We start from the raw sequence: 17,208 nt of genomic DNA, 5'->3' as shown, positions 1-17,208 counted from the left end.
TAGGAATTTTCGAGTTACTTAGTATCTTTTGGTGAAGTAATATGTGACGAATAGACTTTTGAAAATTGATTTTTATCTCATAGCTCTCTCAACAAGTGCGCTATCTACGATTTGGATAAAGTGTGTAATTCTATTTTCAGCATTAAAATCGTAAATATGGACAAAGTCTGCTTGAAAGGATTTCTCAGTAAGGTTGTAGGTTCCCTTGTAGTAGCCATAAACCATGACACGGTTTCCTGAAAAGGCGTAATCAACAGGTGTGGCACTATAATTGGTCCATTCAGAACCTAGTCTTGCATGGACGTTTTCAATCACTGCATCTGGACCGATGTAGGTACCAGCATAGGGAAAACCTGCAGCTTCTGTCCAAGAGATATCAGCAGCCAAATGGCTCTTGAAATCTTCTATTCGACCTTGAGCAGTAGCTAGATAAGTTTCATCTAAAATATTTTTATATAATTGATTGTTTGACATACATTACCCCCATGGTATTTCACCGGTTAAGACTTTAGCACTCAATTCCAAGACTGCCTCGTTACGAAGATTAGGGAATTTTTCTTTCATTTTAGCGATAAAAGTAGCTGAGTCTTTGACTTCTTTTTTTAATTTGATTGCTACTTCAATATAGGCGATTGAAAAATCAAGTGCTTGAGAATCAAATGAACTTTCACTATCTGCATGACCTGGAATAATGAGAGAGGCATCCAGTGCCTTCATATCTTTTAATCGATCTTGCCAGGCTTTCAATTGCTCGGTAGTTTGTGAATCTGCTAAGAAGAGATGAATTTGATTAAAGGTATTGATACCGCCAATAATGGTTTTGGTTTCTGCATTCCAAAGATTGATTTGACTTGGTTCACTACCGAAAAATTCCCATTTATCACCTTCAAATTCTAATGTAGACTCTTGAATGAGTGCTGGTAAAATAATATTTTTAGGAGCTTGGTCACCTAAAGAGCCTCCCCATACCTGTAATTTTTTTGATACAGTTTTTAAAATATGGTCGATAACATAAGACGTTGCATAGACAATGACTTCTGGGAATGATTTTTTGATAGGCTCAAGAGCAAAATAATAGTCTGGATCCCCTTGAATGATAAAGATTTTTTCTAATGTCAGTTGCGCGTCTTGTAAATAGCGAACAATTCGCTCTCCTTCTGATTGTTTAAACCCTGAACCTACAAGGAGAGCCTTGCCATTTTTAATGATTAAGGTCGCCGTAACCATAAAACTTGATTCGTCATTTGTAAAGATGTGTAATTCTGTTTCATTTTGTAGCTTATAATGTTTTTCCATAAATAGTTGCCCCTTCTATTGCGTAATAGCTGCTTGGAAATTTTTTTCCAAATCGTCTACTGTGCGAACTTTATTGATAAGATTAAAGAAGTTTCCGTCTTTTTCGAGTAACAAGGTTGGGAAAGAGGTTACCCCCATTTCATAAGCCTTGATAAAGTCTGGGTGTAGATTTTCTGGTTGATTCAAGATGCTTGATAGTTCTTCCATAGCCTTTGTAGGTAACTGATAGCTACCGATTAGGCTGATGTAACTGTCTGCTTGACTGAGATCTAACCCATCTTCAAAAAATAAGGCTTGAATATCTAATGTCAGCTGAGCAAGCTGGTGTGGTTCAACGTAGTTTTTCAAAACGGAGTAAGCCCTAGCAGGACCAAGGGAATCCATGATAAAGTCCTTCTCCTTAAACAATTGATTGTAGTTATCGCCAAAAGACATTTGGTAATAGCTTTCGATTTGTTTGTTGATGGTCTGTGCCTGCTGGAAATCAGCCATTTTCTTTTTATTATCTCCGACAAACAATCCTCCGTTAATGACCTCTATTTCTATGTCAGAATGGTCTTGCATGAATTTTGTGAAAATGTGGTTAAAGCCGTAGGTCCAACCACAATAAGCATCGATGATGTAATATAGTTTCATATTAAATTTCTTTCATTTCGATTTCTTGGTTTTTGATTAGAATTTACCATTGCTATTGGTAGCTTTGGAATCTTCCTCGATTGGTACAACAACATCCCAGAGTTCTGCAATTTTATCATCTTCAACTCGATAAAGATCTGTATTGACCTGTAGAGTCTAAGCTTCTAACAAAGCTTGAGCTTGAGCTTGCAGACCAGCGATGGCTTCCTCTGACAATACCAACTGTCCAGTTCCCCATGCTTCTGGATTGACAGTTGTACCTGTAAACTCACCAACGACTTGCATACGAACAAATGGTAGGAGTGTATGGTAGCTAGCGAACATTGGCTCGTGTCCAGCATTTGCTACAGATGATACAGTAACAATTTTATCTTGTAGTGCAGATGGGCCACGTGTTTCTGACAAGTCTAGGGCACGGCTGAGCCAGTCAATCAAGTTCTTCACAGTACCTGGAATAGCAAAGTTGTAAACTGGTGAGAAAATCCAGATAGCATCTGCAGCCATAATCGCATCGCGAGTAGCTTGGACAACTGGCAAGACTGGTGTTTCAAGATCTTGGTTCATAAGCGGGATTTCTTTATAGTTAAGATAAGATACAGTTGCTTGACCTTCTAAGATGCTTTCAGCTTGCTTTGCCATTTGGTGATTAAATGAACCTTCACGTAGTGAACCGACGATAAATAGAATGTTTTTCATGTTTTTTTCTTCCTTTTTTGTAAATATATTTTTGAAAACTGAGATTAGTGACATAGGGACTCCTTTGTATTATTTAGTGCAATTGATGTTCATTGTATCACTCCTTTTGAGAAAATACTTTCCTGCTCTCGCAGTTTATGGTATTATTGTATCAGGTACTAAAAATAAAACAAGTACGTTTTTTTTGAATAGTCACTATCTTTTTGTGAAGTAATGTGTAATATCAAGGGAAAATAAAGGAGAAATTATGGCAACTTTCACACAACATACGGTTCCGGAATGTCCTTTTGTGACCACTCAGAGTGTCTTATCTGGGAAATGGAGTATCTTATTACTACATCATATCGAAGAAGGTCCCATTCGGTTTAATGAAATGCACCGTCGATTGACCGGGATTTCCCAAGCAACCCTGACCAAGCAGCTGCGCCAGTTGGAAGAGGACGGCCTGATTGTCCGCAAGGTTTATGCACAGGTTCCGCCAAAAGTAGAATATGAACTGAGCGAGATTGGTCAGGAATTTAAATTGGTTTTGGAGCAAATTGAAGTTTTTGGGGATAAGTACATCGAATTTGTCAAAGCAAAAAAATCTGAATGAGTTTGAATCTCATTCAGATTTTTGTCTGTTATAGTTCGTCATCCTTAACTGCATTTAACCAATCGGCAGCAGCCTTGGCGGTGCTTTCGAGGGCACCTTCTTTGAACGGTGATTGGAGGTTTGCGGCTTCAACCACTTGCAAGAAGGACTTGGTGCCACCCAAATCACAGATGCGGATGTAGTCTTCCCAAGCATTTTCATCGTGATCCACCTGCGTGCGTTTCCAGAATTGGAGGGCGCAGACTTGAGCCAAGGTATAGTCGATGTAGTAGAATGGACTGGCAAATATATGACCTTGACGGTACCAGAAGATACCACGGTTGAGGGCTACTGACTCGGAATAGTCACGGTCTGGCAAGTAGAGGTCTTGGAGTTTTTTCCAAGTTGCCTTGCGTTCTGCTGGTGTCATCTCTGGGCGTTCATAGACTTCGTGCTGGAAGTGGTCTACCAAGACACCGTAAGGCAAGAAGAGAAGGGCACTTGCCAAGTGGGTAAACTTGTACTTATCCACCTGTTCCTTGAAGAAACGGTCCATCCATGGCCAGGTCATAAATTCCATAGACATGGAGTGGATTTCACAGGTTTCGTAGGTTGGCCAAACAACTTCTGGACTTTGAATCCAACGCGAACGATAGACTTGGAAGGCGTGACCTGCTTCGTGGGTCAAGACATCAATATCACCGCTGGTTCCGTTGAAGTTGGAGAAGATGAATGGGCTCTTGAAGTCAGGGATATAGGTGCAGTAGCCACCGCTGTTTTTGCCTGGTTTTGCAACCAAGTCCAAGAGTTCATGCTCAATCATGAAATCGAAGAATTCGCCTGTTTCTGCGGACAATTCACGGTACATGTCTTGGGCCTGGCTGACGATAAAGTCAGGGTCACCTTGAGGGACTGCGTTTCCGTCCAAAAACTCAAGATTGAGGTCGTAGTGTTTGAGGCTTGGCACCTGCAAGCGTTTGGCTTGGCGTTGACGCAGAGTTTGTACAATTGGTACGATATGTTTGAGGATTTCTTCACGGTATACCTTGACCATGTCACGATTGTAGTCGAAACGGTTCATCTTGAGGTAGCCGTATTCCACATAGTCCTTGAAGCCAAGTTTGTGGGCGATTTCTGTGCGGACTTTTACTAATTCATCGTAAACACGGTCAAAGTCGGCTTCCTTGCTTTCAAAGAAGGCAGTTGTGGCAGCAGAAGCAGCCTTGCGGACGTCACGGTCGGTTGATTGACCGAATGGCCCCATTTGTGCTAAGTTGTAAGTCTGTCCTTGGAAATCAATCTCTGCACCAGCAATCAGTTTGCTGTACTCATCGGTCAATTCATTTTCCTTTTGGAATAAGGGAATCACATCAGATGAGAAGGTCTTGAGCTTGTTTTCTGCCTGCATGAAGAAGGTTTTAGGCAAGATGTCTGATAACTCTTCCTTGTAAGGGGTCTGAACAATGACACGGTAGTAGTTGGTGGTCAATTCTTCAAAAAGTGGCGAATATTCATTCCAAAACTTGGTTTCTTCATTGTAAAACTCATCGTTCATGTCGATAGTATGACGGATCATCCAGAGGTTGTACTGGGTATCGATCAGGTTGAGTAATTTGGTAACGGCTGCCACAAGTGTACGAGTTGTTTCCAAGTCACTTGCTTGAGCCAACTGGTCGGTCAGGTCAGTAAATTGAGCCTTAATGGCTTCATAATCGGGACGGACATAGGTATAGTCTGAAAATTTCATATGTTTCTCCTTTTGCATTGTTACCTACTATCTTACTCTTTTTGAAAACGTTTGGCAAATCTGGACTCGTCCATGTTCACAAGTCTTTCTATTTATGGTAAAATGTAGGAGATTATTAGAAAAATGAGGTTTTAGAAATGTCAAAATTCTTAGTTTTTGGTCACCAAAATCCTGACACGGATGCTATCGCATCTTCATACGGTTGGGCCTACTTGGAGCGTGAGGCTTTCGGTCGCGATGCGGAAGCAGTTGCCCTTGGCACTCCTAATGAAGAAACAGCCTTTGCACTTGATTACTTTGGTGTGACAGCACCGCGTGTGGTTGAATCAGCTAAGGCAGAAGGCGTTAGCCAAGTTATCTTGACTGACCACAACGAATTCCAACAATCAATTGCAGACATCAAGGATGTGGAAGTGGCAGCTGTCATTGACCACCACCGTGTCGCAAACTTCGAAACGGCAAATCCATTGTACATGCGTTTGGAGCCAGTAGGTTCAGCATCATCAATCGTTTACCGTGCCTTTAAAGAAAACGGAGTAACACCTCCAAAAGAAGTAGCTGGACTTCTCCTATCAGGTTTGATTTCAGACACACTCTTGCTCAAATCACCAACCACTCACGCAACAGATCCACAGGTTGCGGCTGAATTGGCTGAAATTGCTGGTGTAAACTTGGAGGAATACGGCTTGGCACTCTTGAAAGCTGGTACCAACCTTGCCAGCAAGTCAGCAGAAGAATTGATTGACATTGATGCCAAAACATTTGGCTTGAATGGCAATGACGTGCGTGTAGCCCAAGTCAACACAGTGGATATTGCGGAAGTCTTGGAACGCCAAGCAGAAATCGAAGCAGCTATGACAGCAGCATCAGCAGCAAATGGCTACTCTGACTTTGTTTTGATGATTACAGACATCGTTAACTCAAATTCTGAAATCCTTGCGCTTGGTAGCAACATGGACAAGGTGGAAGCGGCCTTTAACTTCAAGTTGGAAAACAATCATGCCTTCCTTGCTGGTGCCGTTTCACGTAAGAAACAAGTGGTGCCACAATTGACAGATGCTTTCAACGCCTAATAAATTTTTCTACCGACCTCGAACCTGGAGTCGGTAGGAAGGCCTTATCTAGCACCTTCGGGTGCTTTCTTTATTGAAAGGAAAATCATGTCTTATACAGTAAATTTCAAAGAAGTCGAAACGACAGGCTTGGAAACTAGTCCAGTCGCAGAAGTCTTGGCCGGTCTGCGTGCCAATGAAGCCCGCTATTTCTGGAACAAATACAAGCAGGAGTTTGTGGTCTATACTCCAGAAGAGAAGCCTGAAATCCTGCCCTTCATCGAGAAGGTCTTGGCAGAGCGGGACATGTTTTTCTCTTATACGCCCCTCAACGTAGCCCAGCTTGAGGTAGACGGTATTCTCTGGTCATTTGTTTTTTATGACAATGGCCTGGCTGTCAATGTCCTCTATACGCTAGAAGAAGGAGGCAAACGAGCTGTCGGTTTCAAATTGTCAGACGGCATTGACATTCCCAAAGAATTTGAAGGCAAATTCAAGTTTGCCCGCCAACGCTCCAAACTGGCAGGCGAAATCCGTGGCAGCTTCTTTGTTGTCAAGGGCGAGTATTTATAGGATGGCAAATCTGGGGAAACCCAGATTTTTTATATAATGACTTGACTTAGAGTTGACTTCAAGGTGTATAATAAGCGAAAACAAAGAAAGGAGCCTGGAATGAATATCAAAGAAGTTAGTGATGTAACAGGCCTATCAGCAGATACCATTCGCTACTATGAGCGGATAGGACTTATTCCCAAAATTGCAAGAAAATCTTCTGGAGTAAGGAATTTTTCGGAAAGTGATGTAGCCATTTTGGAATTTATCCGCTGTTTTAGGAGTGCTGGTATGTCTATTGAGCGCTTGATTGAGTATATGGGCTTGGTGCAGGCAGGAGATAGTACAGTGGAAGCTCGGATTGATTTACTAAAAGAAGAGCAGGAAGAACTGCGGTCACGCTTGTCGGAAATTCAGCAAGCTCTAGATCGTTTAGATTATAAAATAGAAAATTACCAGACTATATTAAGAGGTGCAGAGAATCAATTGTTCACAGACGGCGGTAGTTCATTCAAAAAAGGCAGAGGATAACTTCTCTGCCTTTATAATTCATTATTCATTTTTTCTTATAACTTGTTTGGGTTTAAATTTCTTCTTTAGCCCAATTTGAACCAAACGTAGTCCAAGAAAACCCGTCGCACTTGCCAATATGATGGCAACAAAAACAGGAATGCCTACGGATAGATAGACATAACTAGCGATGACTGTTATCAAACTAAAAAATGCGATATTAACAAAAAACAACAATTCCTTTAGACGTTCTTTATTGGTATTTTTTGCCTGATAGGTTTGAAAATTAGCCTTTTTCTCTTTCGGGATATACTCTTCGTACCGGTACTCATGGGACTGATAGTGTCTTAATGCCATATCGTCTCCTTCTCTGCTCCCTAAAGAATACCATAACATTGCTGAATTTTTATGTCATTTATATTACAATAATGTTACAAGAGAAAAATTAGAAAAGTCTGAATATTAAAATACAGGTAGTCACTTATCAGATATTTCTCTTTTTGATATAATTATCTTTATGGAAAAAATTATCATTACAGCAACAGCTGAAAGTATTGAGCAGGTCAAAGAACTGCTTGCAGCAGGAGTTGACCGTATTTATGTTGGGGAAGAGGACCATGCCCTTCGCATCCCAACAAATTTTACCTATGATGAACTCAGGGAAATAGCAGAGCTAGTTCATAGCGCTGGGAAGGAATTGACGGTCGCTGCCAATGCCCTCATGCACCAAGATATGATGGACAATATCAAACCGTTTATGGAGCTAATGAGGGAAATCAAGGTTGATTATCTGGTTGTCGGAGATACTGGAATTTTCTATATCAATAAACGTGATGGCTACAATTTCAAGCTAATCTATGATACATCTGTCTTTGTGACTTCCAGCCGTCAGATTAACTTTTGGAAAGATCATGGAGCAGTAGAGGCTGTTTTGGCAAGAGAGATTCCATCAGAAGAACTCTTTGATATTGCTAAGAACTTGGAAATGCCAGCGGAAATCTTGGTCTACGGCGCCTCTGTTATTCACCATTCTAAACGAACCTTGTTACAGAATTACTACAATTTTACAAAGGCTGATGAGACAGATTTGTCACGTGGACGCGGACTTTTCTTAGCTGAGCCGAGCGACCCAGATAGCCACTATTCCATTTTTGAAGATAAGCATGGCACCCATATCTTTATCAACAATGACATTGATATGATGACCAAGCTATCAGAATTAGATGAACATGGTTATCATAATTGGAAACTTGATGGTATCTATTGCCCTGGTCAGAACTTTGTTGAAATTGTTAAGCTTTTTGTTCAAGCAAGAGATTTGATTGAAAAAGGCGACTTCACTTATGATCAGGCCTTCCTTTTGGATGAACAGGTTCGCAAGCTCCATCCAGCTGAACGTGGTTTGGATACAGGCTTCTACGAATTTGACCGTAATAAGGTTAAATAACAATATTTATAGTAGAATTTATTTACTTTAACCTGGCAGAGTTAGCTCTGTCACTTACTATGTAAAGTCAGAGCACGAAAACGCCTTTGGGCGATTTTCTAAACTCTGCACTAGGTTTCCGAGTGTAACAACATCGTTTACAGTATTCTATCCTGGCAGAGTTAGCTCTGTCACTTACTATGTAAGGTCAGAGCGCGAAAACGCCTTTGGGCGATTTTCTAAACTCTGCACTAGGTCTCCACATGAAAAAATATCGTTTCATGTGGAAACCGTCGCAAATAGAGGAGATTTTACATGACGTCAAAAACATTAAAGCGTCCCGAGGTCTTGTCACCTGCTGGGACTTTGGAAAAATTGAAGGTTGCCATTGATTATGGTGCTGATGCGGTCTTTGTTGGCGGTCAGGCCTACGGTCTGCGTAGCCGAGCTGGTAACTTTACCATGGACGAGATGCGGGAAGGGATTGAATATGCCCACGCCCGTGGCGCCAAGGTCTATGTTGCTGCCAACATGGTGACCCACGAAGGCAATGAAGAAGGAGCAGGAGCCTGGTTCCGTGAATTGCGGGACATGGGCTTGGATGCTGTTATCGTATCTGACCCGGCTCTCATCGTTATCTGTGCAACCGAAGCACCAGGCCTTGAAATCCACCTGTCTACTCAGGCTTCATCAACCAACTATGAGACCTTCGAGTTCTGGAAGGAATTGGGCTTGACTCGTGTCGTTCTGGCCCGCGAAGTGACCATGGAAGAAGTGGCTGAAATCCGCAAACGGACAGACGTTGAGATTGAAGCCTTTGTTCACGGAGCCATGTGTATCTCCTACTCAGGTCGCTGCGTCCTCTCCAACCACATGAGCAAACGCGATGCCAACCGTGGCGGATGTTCTCAGTCTTGCCGCTGGAAGTACAACCTCTACGACCTCCCATTTGGCGAAGAACGCCGTTCGATTAAGGGGGAAATACCAGAGGAGTTCTCTATGTCTGCGGTGGATATGTGTATGATCGACCATATCCCAGACATGATTGAAAATGGGGTTGATAGTCTGAAAATCGAAGGTCGAATGAAATCTGTCCACTACGTATCAACCGTAACCAACTGCTACAAGGCAGCGGTAGATGCTTATCTTGAAAGCCCAGAAAAGTTTGAAGCGATCAAACAAGACCTGATTGATGAGATGTGGAAGGTAGCCCAACGAGAATTGGCAACAGGGTTCTACTATAGCCCGCCGAGTGAAAATGAGCAGCTCTTTGGAGCCCGCCGTAAGATTCCAGAATACAAATTCATCGCCGAAGTAGTGGCTTTTGACAAGGAAACCATGACTGCAACCATTCGTCAGCGTAATGTTATCAACGAAGGTGACCAAGTAGAGTTTTACGGACCAGGTTTCCGTCATTTTGAAACCACTATTCAGGACTTGCATGATTCAAATGGAGAAAAGATTGACCGCGCCAACAAGCCAATGGAACTCTTGACGATCAAACTAGACCGTGAAATCTACCCTGGCGACATGATCCGTGCCTGTAAATCTGGCCTCATCAACCTCTACCAAGAGGACGGGCAATCCCTAACTATTCGTGCATAAAATAAAAAGGCCGAAATTTCAGCCTCAGAACGTAGATAAACTCTTAAAAATATAAAAAATTGAAGAAGTTTGCGAAAGATAGCAAGTCATTAAACTCTTAGAAACATTGATATTTCGGTGTTTCTGAGAGTTTTTAATTTTCAATATAAAGAAAAAAGATTGAAGAAAATTGTCCAAAATGGACTTTTTCTTCAATCTGCAAGGCCGAAATTTCAGCCTTTTGTTTGTTGTTGAGAAGTCTTGATGCTATCTGGAACCAAGGTAACTTTTTTTATGTCCTCGATTTTTATAATGCTGGTAACCTGACGTTTGAAATTTTTCATGATAATCCGTTGGCGATCGGTATCATATTTCACAATGTCACCTGTGAAACTACGATCACCATAGATGACATGGACTGCAGCTTTTTTATATAAAGCCAGCTCCAAGTTATTCTTGATATCTTCCTTGCTATCTGGCTCAATAGACTTAGGAGCTTTGCCATGTTCTAAAAAGACGGTAATCTGCTCGAAAATAACTTCTAAAAACTTCTTCATGGCATAATCCTTTCAAACTTGATATAATTATATTATCTAATTTTTATAAAAATGACAAGCTTTTTCGAATAGATAAGTGAGGAGGTAACAAATGGCAGAATTTACATTTGAAATTGAAGAAAAATTATTGGTCTTATCTGAAAATGATAAGGGCTGGACCAAGGAACTCAATCGTGTATCATTTAATGGTGCACCAGCCAAGTATGATATCCGTACCTGGAGTCCTGACCATACCAAGATGGGCAAGGGGATCACGCTCAGCAATGAAGAATTCCAAGTTCTCTTGGATGCCTTTGCTAATAAATAAATGAAAGAAGCCTAGGAGAAAAAGGCTTCTTTTTTGGTGATAGGTTGCAATAGGCGGTGGCATAGAGTAACAATGAAAATTTTGACCAAGTCTGGTAGGATAAATGGAAGGACTGTCCAGGCTAAGGTATCTGACCAGCTCGCTCCTGAAACAAACTTAAAGACCAAACAGCCTAAAAGGAAGCAACTTGCTGTTCCGAGAAGGCAAGCTGAGAAAACAGTCACAGGTGAGGAAGTTGACTTGGTGAGGACAGAAGTAATAGCAGCATAGACTAGGAAGCCCCATAAAAAGCCTGCAGTTGGTCCCACGAGAGCAGCAAATCCACCTGAGAATCCAGCAAAGACGGGAAGGCCGATAGCGCCTAGAGTTAGATAAAGGGCTAAACTTGCAATGGCTTCTTTCGGCTTGTATAAACAAGCTACTAAGCCGATAGCTAGGGTTTGTAATGTAAATGGTACAGGTCCGATAGACAGACTGATTTGTGAAAGGGTGGAAATTAAGGCTGTTCCAATAGCGATATAAACAAGTGATTTGATAGAAGTTGTTTTCATTTGTTACCCTCTTAAAATTTTATGGTTAACAAAAATTATAGTGAGATTGGATAAGAAAGTCAATGCTCTTTCATCGGCTGTAACAACTCTATAGGTGATTTTTATAACAGCTAATAAGAAACTCATATAGTAAAAAACAACAAATTATATGTAAAACAACCTATACCTATGCTAGAATAATAAAAAAAGAAAGTGAGAATTTCTATGACAGAATTACTTGATATTTACCGTACTCTTAAATCTAAAACTTGGGTAGACTTGACTCACCAAATCAATGAAAAGAGCCCGCATTTCCCTGCGCTACCAGCTCTCGAAAAGAAAGCCCTATTTACTCATAAGGATGGTTTCTTTGTCGAACAATTTACGGTTGTGGGGCAGTACGGAACCCATATTGATCCTCCGATTCATTTTGTAGAAGGAGCTCGTTATCTTGATGAGATTGATTTGAAAGATTTACTCCTACCACTCTACGTTATTGATAAATCATCTGCTGTTATAGCAAATAATGACTATGAGATAACTAAGCAGGATATTTTAGACTTTGAGGCTGAATATGGTCCGATAGCGCCAGAATCTTTTGTTGCCTTTCGTTCGGATTGGTCAAAGCGCTGGCCCAGTCAAGATGCCATTCGTAATCTAGACGAAGATGGAGTTCAACGTACACCAGGATGGAGTCATGAAGCTCTAGAATATTTGATTGAAGAACGTCAGGTGAAAGCAGTTGGTCATGAAACATTGGATACCGATTCAGGAGTATCTGCAGCCAAACACGGAGGAAGTTTACCAGAAGAATACTATCTCCTATCAAAAGATATTTATCAGTTGGAGGTATTGGCAAACTTGGATCAGGTACCGCCAACAGGTGCATTGATTTCAATCGCTTTTCCTCATTGGGAGAAGGCTTCGGGTTCACCAGTGCGAGCAATTGCTATATTACCATAAGAAAAAGTCCAGACAGTGCTGACCTTCATGTCTGGACTTTTTCAATTGAGTTAACGCATAGTAACAAATTCTTCAGAACCTGTCGGATGGATGGCGACAACGGCATCAAATTCTTCTTTTGTAGCTCCCATTTTGATAGCAACTGAGAATCCTTGAATCATTTCATCGACACCATAGCCAATGCCGTGCAGTCCAACGACTTTTTCATTTTCTCCTACAGTTACTAATTTAAACTTAGCCATTTGGCGATTGTTTTCTAGGGCAGTGTACATAGAAGTAAAGGCTGAAGTATAGACTTTTACATTGTCCTGACCGTATTGGGCAATCGCTTCGTCCTCAGTTAGACCAACGGTTCCGATAGCGGGGTGAGAAAAGACGACAGTTGGGATGGTTGTGTAATCCATTTTTGCGGTTGGTTTATTGTTAAATAAACGTTCTGCCAAAAGGCGACCTGCCTTGATTGCAACGGGTGTTAATTCTTTTTCACCCGTCACATCACCAAGAGCATAGATGCCAGGGACGCCAGTTTCTTGGTATTCATCCACAGCGATATGGCCAGACGGTGTCAACCGAACACCTGCTGCTTCAAGATTGAGCTGCTCCACATTTGGTTTACGACCAATTGCCCAGAGAACTTTTTGGGCAAGATGGCTACTTCCATCTTCAAAGTTAATTTGAATGAGGCCGTCCTCTGTTTTTTCAAGACTGACAGGAGTTTTCCCAGTATGGAGTGGAAGGTTGGTTCGTTGCATTTCTTCCATCAAGGCATCAACAATGTAGGTATCAAAGCTACGAAGAGGGCGATTGCCACGAACAAAGAGGTCAGTTTGGACACCGAGTCCATGTAGGAGACCGGCCATTTCCACAGCGATATAACCAGCACCAATCACAGCCACAGAAGAAGGTAATTCCTCCCATGCAAAGACATCGTCAGATACAATCCCTAGCTCACTGCCAGGAATAGCAGGGACTACCGGTTTGGCGCCAGTTGCGATGACAATGTGTTTTGCACGAATCAGTTCACCATTGACTTCAACCGTTTGATTATCCACAAAACGTGCGAAACCCTGGATAACTTCTACTCCGTTATTGTTAAAAGTATTACCGTAGGATGCGCGTGAACGCTCAATATAGGCTTCGCGATTTTTACGCAAGGTGGCAAAATCAAAGGTCACTTCTTGGCTAGTAAATCCATATTCAGGGCCATAGTGGTGAATGGCTTCAGCCACTTGAGAACCGTACCACATGATTTTTTTGGGAACACAACCAAGGTTGACACAGGTTCCGCCAAGGTGGCTTCCTTCGATCACAGCAGCCTTAGCCCCATAGATAGCAGCACGGTTCATAGTAGCAATACCGCCGCTGCCTCCACCAATGGCAATAATATCAAATTCTTTCATGAGTTTTTCTCCTCTAAATGATAATTATCTTCATTCTATCGTTTTTTTACTTATCAATCAAAAATCCGCTACGTTCTCTTACAAAATTGTAAGTAGGAAAAATACCGAACTTTTTGTAAAATGATTAAGAAAACACTTGCAAAAAAACGTGTATTTGTGTATTATAAAGACAATACAAAATAAATATGTTTTGAATTAGAGAAGGAGTATCATATGTTAAAGACAAAGAAGGCTAAAATTGCTTTGTTCAGTGGTCTCAGTGTTGCGGCTGTCGCCTTAATTGGTGGTGCCTTGGTATTTGGAGGCGTATTAGGTGGTTCCTCACCAACTTCTACAGAGCAAGTTGCGACCAGTTTGACCTATACAGTAGCTAAAGAGGGATCGATTGCTTCATCGACCTTATTGACAGGAACGATTTCTGCAGCAGATGAACAATACGTTTACTATGATCCTTCAAAAGGAGATTTGAGCGAGGTCTTGGTTGAGCCAGGAACTCAAGTTGAGGTAGGAACACCTTTGATTCGCTATGATGCTACAGAATTACAGTCTGCTTTGGATACTGCTGTTCGTGGGCGTGATAAGATTGGACGTCAGATTTATGATTTGAGAACCAATGGTCAAACTGTTCAAACAACGGGTGATGCAGAAACAGATGCTGCAGCAACAGCTGCAGCTCAACGTTCAGTCGATTTACAGTTGGCCGATTTGAATGATAGCTACGCAGATGCACAAGCTGCTGTGGATAAAGCTTACACAGCCTTGCAAGAAGCTACAGTTACAAGTACAGTAGCTGGTACGGTTGTTGAAGTGAATAAATCAGTTTCGAAGAGTTCAACTTCTAGTCAGACCGTTGTTCATATCGTCAACCAAGGTAGCCTACAAGTGACAGGAAATTTGACGGAATATGATTTGGCTAATATTGCAGTTGATCAAGAAGTGAAATTAACCAGCAAGGTATACCCAGATAAGTCATGGACTGGTAAGATTACCTATATTTCTAACTATCCATCAACTGAACAAGCAACAAGTGCAGTAGCAGGAGCAGGTGGTGGCTCAGGTGCCAAATATCCTTTCAAGGCTGCTTTGACCAGTGAATTAGGTGAGTTGAAACAAGGTTTCACTGTCAATATTGAAGTGGTTAATACTACCAACCATATTTTGATTCCTGTAACAGCAGTTGTACCAGAAGGCGATAAAAACTTTGTGTGGACCATTGTTGAAGGAAAAGCTAAAAAAGTGGAAGTAACGTTGGGAAATGCTGATGCTCTCAACCAAGAGGTGACAGGAGGTATTGCAGCAGGAGATCAGGTCATCACCATTCCAACTCCAGACCTTGAAGAAGGAAAAGAGGTTGAAGCCTATGAAGAACCAACTTATTAGATTAACCAATATAAACAAATCCTATAAAAACGGTGACCAAGAACTTCGTGTCCTCAAAGATATAGATCTCGAGGTGGAAGAGGGAGAATTTCTTGCTATTATGGGACCCTCTGGTTCAGGGAAATCAACCTTGATGAATATTATCGGGCTATTGGATCGTTCCAGTTCAGGGAACTATTGGTTAGAAGGTGAAGAAGTTAGTCAACTGTCTGAGAAGAAATTAGCCTCCGTCCGCAATGACCAGATTGGCTTTGTTTTCCAACAATTCTTTCTATTATCCAAACTCAATGCCCTTCAAAATGTTGAGTTACCTTTGATTTATGCAGGGGTTCCAGCCAATCAACGAAAAAAATTAGCCAAGCGATACTTAGAAAAAGTCGAATTGGCAGAACGGATGACCCACCTACCGTCAGAATTGTCAGGTGGTCAGAAACAACGGGTTGCCATTGCGCGTGCATTGGTCAATACACCAGCTATTATCTTGGCAGATGAGCCAACAGGTGCCTTGGATACTAAGACAGGCGAGCAGATTATGCAACTTCTGACAGAGTTGAATAATGAAGGAAAGACCATTATCATGGTTACACACGAGCCTGAGATTGCTGCCTATGCCAAACGTAAAATCGTTTTGCGTGACGGTATCATTACCGAAGATAGTAGAAGGGAGGAAGCCTAGATGGAAAATTGGAAATTTGCCCTCAAGTCTATCCTAGCCCATAAGATGCGTTCCCTCTTGACTATGTTAGGTATTATCATCGGTGTTGCCTCTGTTGTGATCATTGTAGCAATGGGAACAGGTATGTCTAAGAGAATTGAAAAGTCTCTGGCTGGTGATCAGAATAATGTACAGGTATACTTTACCTCCTATATTGCTCCAGAAGGTGCAGGAACAACTGGAATCTTCGGTAGTATTGGTGGCGGTGAAATGTCAATGGAAGAAGAGCCAGATTTAACGGATTCTATGTTGAAAGGGCTTTTGGAAATTGATGGCATCAGCAATTATTACGTTAGCATATCTAATATGGCTGAGGTCTCTTCTGGAAGTAAAAAAGCTGAAAATGTTTCTATCAATGGAGTCAGTCAAGCTTACTTTGATGTAAAGAAATTTGAAGTTCTTGCAGGTCGTCAATTTACTGCCAATGATTATAGTCGTTTTTCACGAATCATCATGTTGGATGTTGCACTTGCTGAGAAACTTTTTGGTTCAGCAGAAGCGGCCCTTAACCAAACTGTTAGCGTAAATACAAATTCCTATCTTGTAGTAGGTGTTTACAAAGATCCCAAAGCAGGAACGGCACTTTATGGTATGAATTCAGGTGGAAATGCTGTCATGACCAATACACAATTGGCTGCGGAGACCGGAATGAAAGAAAATAGCGGTCTTTATGTCCATGTGGAAGATGTGAGTAGAGCTGCCGAGGTTGGTCAGGCTGCTGCAGCATACTTGACCAACATTACAGGTCTAAAAGAAGCCCGCTATGATATCTATGACATGTCCGCTATGTTGGATACCTATAGGACTGAAATGGCAGGGGTTACCATGTTTATCGGTTCCGTTGCAGGAATTTCACTTTTTGTTGGTGGTATCGGTGTTATGAACATCATGCTGGTATCTGTGACTGAGCGGACCCGTGAAATCGGTCTTCGTAAAGCTCTGGGAGCTACTCGTGGGAATATCCTTATGCAGTTCTTGATTGAAGCCATGGTATTGACTACTTTAGGTGGAGCAATCGGTTTAGCTATCGCTCAAGCCATTGTGTTTATTCTCAACGCCACAAAGGTTATGGGAGAGATGACAGCTGAAATATCAATACCGGTTGTATTAGGAAGTTTAGCCTTTTCAGCAGCAGTCGGAATTGTCTTCGGCGTTCTTCCTGCTAATAAGGCTTCTAAGCTTGATCCAATTGAGGCATTACGTTACGAATAATATGATGAAACGATTAGGTTTTCCTAGTCGTTTTATTTTGAGCAAATTGATTGACTTTATCACTAGTTAGA

Annotated in this window: 20 protein-coding genes; 11 read left to right on the top strand and 9 right to left on the bottom strand. The window is 41.6% G+C overall.

What is annotated here, in order from left to right:
- Positions 1–72: 72 nt before the first annotated feature.
- The 4 genes from PHA78_RS09175 to PHA78_RS09160 form a co-directional block, all read right to left on the bottom strand.
- Positions 73–474, bottom strand: coding sequence for a nuclear transport factor 2 family protein (locus PHA78_RS09175; protein WP_272158060.1), 402 nt, complete (start codon positions 472–474; stop codon positions 73–75).
- Between the two features lie 3 nt (positions 475–477).
- The gene (locus PHA78_RS09170; RefSeq protein ID WP_272158059.1) at positions 478–1,296 is read right to left on the bottom strand and encodes a cytoplasmic protein; all 819 of its coding nucleotides are present in this window, start codon (positions 1,294–1,296) and stop codon (positions 478–480) included.
- 15 nt (positions 1,297–1,311) lie between these two features.
- Positions 1,312–1,932 (bottom strand): DsbA family protein, encoded by a 621-nt coding sequence (locus PHA78_RS09165; RefSeq protein WP_002942879.1) that lies wholly within the window; start codon positions 1,930–1,932, stop codon positions 1,312–1,314.
- Between the two features lie 156 nt (positions 1,933–2,088).
- Positions 2,089–2,628, bottom strand: a complete 540-nt coding sequence (locus tag PHA78_RS09160) for an NADPH-dependent FMN reductase (protein ID WP_024375872.1) — start codon at positions 2,626–2,628, stop codon at positions 2,089–2,091.
- A gap of 247 nt (positions 2,629–2,875) precedes the next feature.
- On the opposite strand from PHA78_RS09160, the gene PHA78_RS09155 reads away from it, so the two are divergent.
- Positions 2,876–3,223 (top strand): winged helix-turn-helix transcriptional regulator, encoded by a 348-nt coding sequence (locus PHA78_RS09155; RefSeq protein ID WP_024375873.1) that lies wholly within the window; start codon positions 2,876–2,878, stop codon positions 3,221–3,223.
- Positions 3,224–3,251: 28 nt separating this feature from the next.
- Here PHA78_RS09155 and PHA78_RS09150 read toward each other — a convergent pair whose 3' ends face one another.
- Positions 3,252–4,949: a M3 family oligoendopeptidase gene (locus PHA78_RS09150; protein WP_024375874.1), complete on the bottom strand. Its 1,698-nt coding sequence runs from the start codon at positions 4,947–4,949 to the stop codon at positions 3,252–3,254.
- A gap of 137 nt (positions 4,950–5,086) precedes the next feature.
- On the opposite strand from PHA78_RS09150, the gene PHA78_RS09145 reads away from it, so the two are divergent.
- The 3 genes from PHA78_RS09145 (at position 5,087) to nmlR (ending at position 7,084) form a co-directional block, all read left to right on the top strand.
- Positions 5,087–6,022 carry a manganese-dependent inorganic pyrophosphatase gene (locus PHA78_RS09145; protein ID WP_024375875.1) on the top strand — a complete coding sequence of 312 codons (936 nt, stop codon included), beginning with the start codon at positions 5,087–5,089 and terminating at the stop codon, positions 6,020–6,022.
- 87 nt (positions 6,023–6,109) lie between these two features.
- A complete protein-coding gene (locus PHA78_RS09140) occupies positions 6,110–6,574 on the top strand; it encodes a hypothetical protein (protein WP_024375876.1) in 465 nt (154 codons plus the stop codon).
- 99 nt (positions 6,575–6,673) lie between these two features.
- Positions 6,674–7,084, top strand: a complete 411-nt coding sequence (gene nmlR / locus PHA78_RS09135) for a stress response transcriptional regulator NmlR (protein WP_002942889.1) — start codon at positions 6,674–6,676, stop codon at positions 7,082–7,084.
- A gap of 21 nt (positions 7,085–7,105) precedes the next feature.
- Here the strand turns inward: nmlR and PHA78_RS09130 are convergent, their stop codons facing one another.
- Positions 7,106–7,420: a DUF3270 domain-containing protein gene (locus tag PHA78_RS09130; RefSeq protein WP_024375877.1), complete on the bottom strand. Its 315-nt coding sequence runs from the start codon at positions 7,418–7,420 to the stop codon at positions 7,106–7,108.
- 160 nt (positions 7,421–7,580) lie between these two features.
- Between PHA78_RS09130 and PHA78_RS09125 the strand changes: the two genes are divergently transcribed.
- Positions 7,581–8,510, top strand: coding sequence for a peptidase U32 family protein (locus tag PHA78_RS09125; RefSeq protein ID WP_002942891.1), 930 nt, complete (start codon positions 7,581–7,583; stop codon positions 8,508–8,510).
- Positions 8,511–8,804: 294 nt separating this feature from the next.
- Positions 8,805–10,094, top strand: a complete 1,290-nt coding sequence (locus PHA78_RS09120) for a peptidase U32 family protein (RefSeq protein ID WP_024380353.1) — start codon at positions 8,805–8,807, stop codon at positions 10,092–10,094.
- 212 nt (positions 10,095–10,306) lie between these two features.
- On the opposite strand, the gene PHA78_RS09115 is transcribed toward PHA78_RS09120, so the two are convergent.
- Positions 10,307–10,630 (bottom strand): hypothetical protein, encoded by a 324-nt coding sequence (locus PHA78_RS09115; RefSeq protein WP_029185168.1) that lies wholly within the window; start codon positions 10,628–10,630, stop codon positions 10,307–10,309.
- 91 nt (positions 10,631–10,721) lie between these two features.
- Here PHA78_RS09115 and PHA78_RS09110 point away from each other — a divergent pair, with 91 nt between their 5' ends.
- Positions 10,722–10,937, top strand: a complete 216-nt coding sequence (locus tag PHA78_RS09110; protein ID WP_004194749.1) for a YdbC family protein — start codon at positions 10,722–10,724, stop codon at positions 10,935–10,937.
- 11 nt (positions 10,938–10,948) lie between these two features.
- On the opposite strand, the gene PHA78_RS09105 is transcribed toward PHA78_RS09110, so the two are convergent.
- On the bottom strand, positions 10,949–11,488 hold the full coding sequence (locus PHA78_RS09105) for a biotin transporter BioY (RefSeq protein WP_024375880.1): 540 nt from the start codon (positions 11,486–11,488) through the stop codon (positions 10,949–10,951).
- A 204-nt stretch (positions 11,489–11,692) separates the two neighbouring features.
- Between PHA78_RS09105 and PHA78_RS09100 the strand changes: the two genes are divergently transcribed.
- On the top strand, positions 11,693–12,430 hold the full coding sequence (locus tag PHA78_RS09100) for a cyclase family protein (RefSeq protein WP_024375881.1): 738 nt from the start codon (positions 11,693–11,695) through the stop codon (positions 12,428–12,430).
- Positions 12,431–12,480: 50 nt separating this feature from the next.
- Here the strand turns inward: PHA78_RS09100 and gorA are convergent, their stop codons facing one another.
- Positions 12,481–13,830 carry a glutathione-disulfide reductase gene (gorA, locus tag PHA78_RS09095; RefSeq protein ID WP_024375882.1) on the bottom strand — a complete coding sequence of 450 codons (1,350 nt, stop codon included), beginning with the start codon at positions 13,828–13,830 and terminating at the stop codon, positions 12,481–12,483.
- Positions 13,831–14,043: 213 nt separating this feature from the next.
- Here gorA and PHA78_RS09090 point away from each other — a divergent pair, with 213 nt between their 5' ends.
- Genes PHA78_RS09090 through PHA78_RS09080 form a run of 3 tightly spaced genes read left to right on the top strand, consistent with a single transcriptional unit; the run spans position 14,044 to position 17,137 of the window.
- Entirely contained in the window at positions 14,044–15,210 is a 1,167-nt protein-coding gene (locus PHA78_RS09090) for an efflux RND transporter periplasmic adaptor subunit (RefSeq protein ID WP_024375883.1), read from the top strand.
- The gene (locus PHA78_RS09085) at positions 15,191–15,886 is read left to right on the top strand and encodes an ABC transporter ATP-binding protein (protein ID WP_272158058.1); all 696 of its coding nucleotides are present in this window, start codon (positions 15,191–15,193) and stop codon (positions 15,884–15,886) included. Before PHA78_RS09090 ends, PHA78_RS09085 begins: the two co-directional genes overlap by 20 nt.
- Positions 15,887–17,137, top strand: coding sequence for an ABC transporter permease (locus tag PHA78_RS09080; protein WP_272158057.1), 1,251 nt, complete (start codon positions 15,887–15,889; stop codon positions 17,135–17,137).
- Positions 17,138–17,208: the final 71 nt, after the last annotated feature.

Source organism: Streptococcus sp. HN38 (assembly GCF_028335765.1).
Lineage (GTDB): Bacteria > Bacillota > Bacilli > Lactobacillales > Streptococcaceae > Streptococcus > Streptococcus suis_P.
The sequence above is the reverse complement of the archived record's forward strand: the minus strand, read 5'-3'. Positions and strand labels throughout refer to the sequence as shown.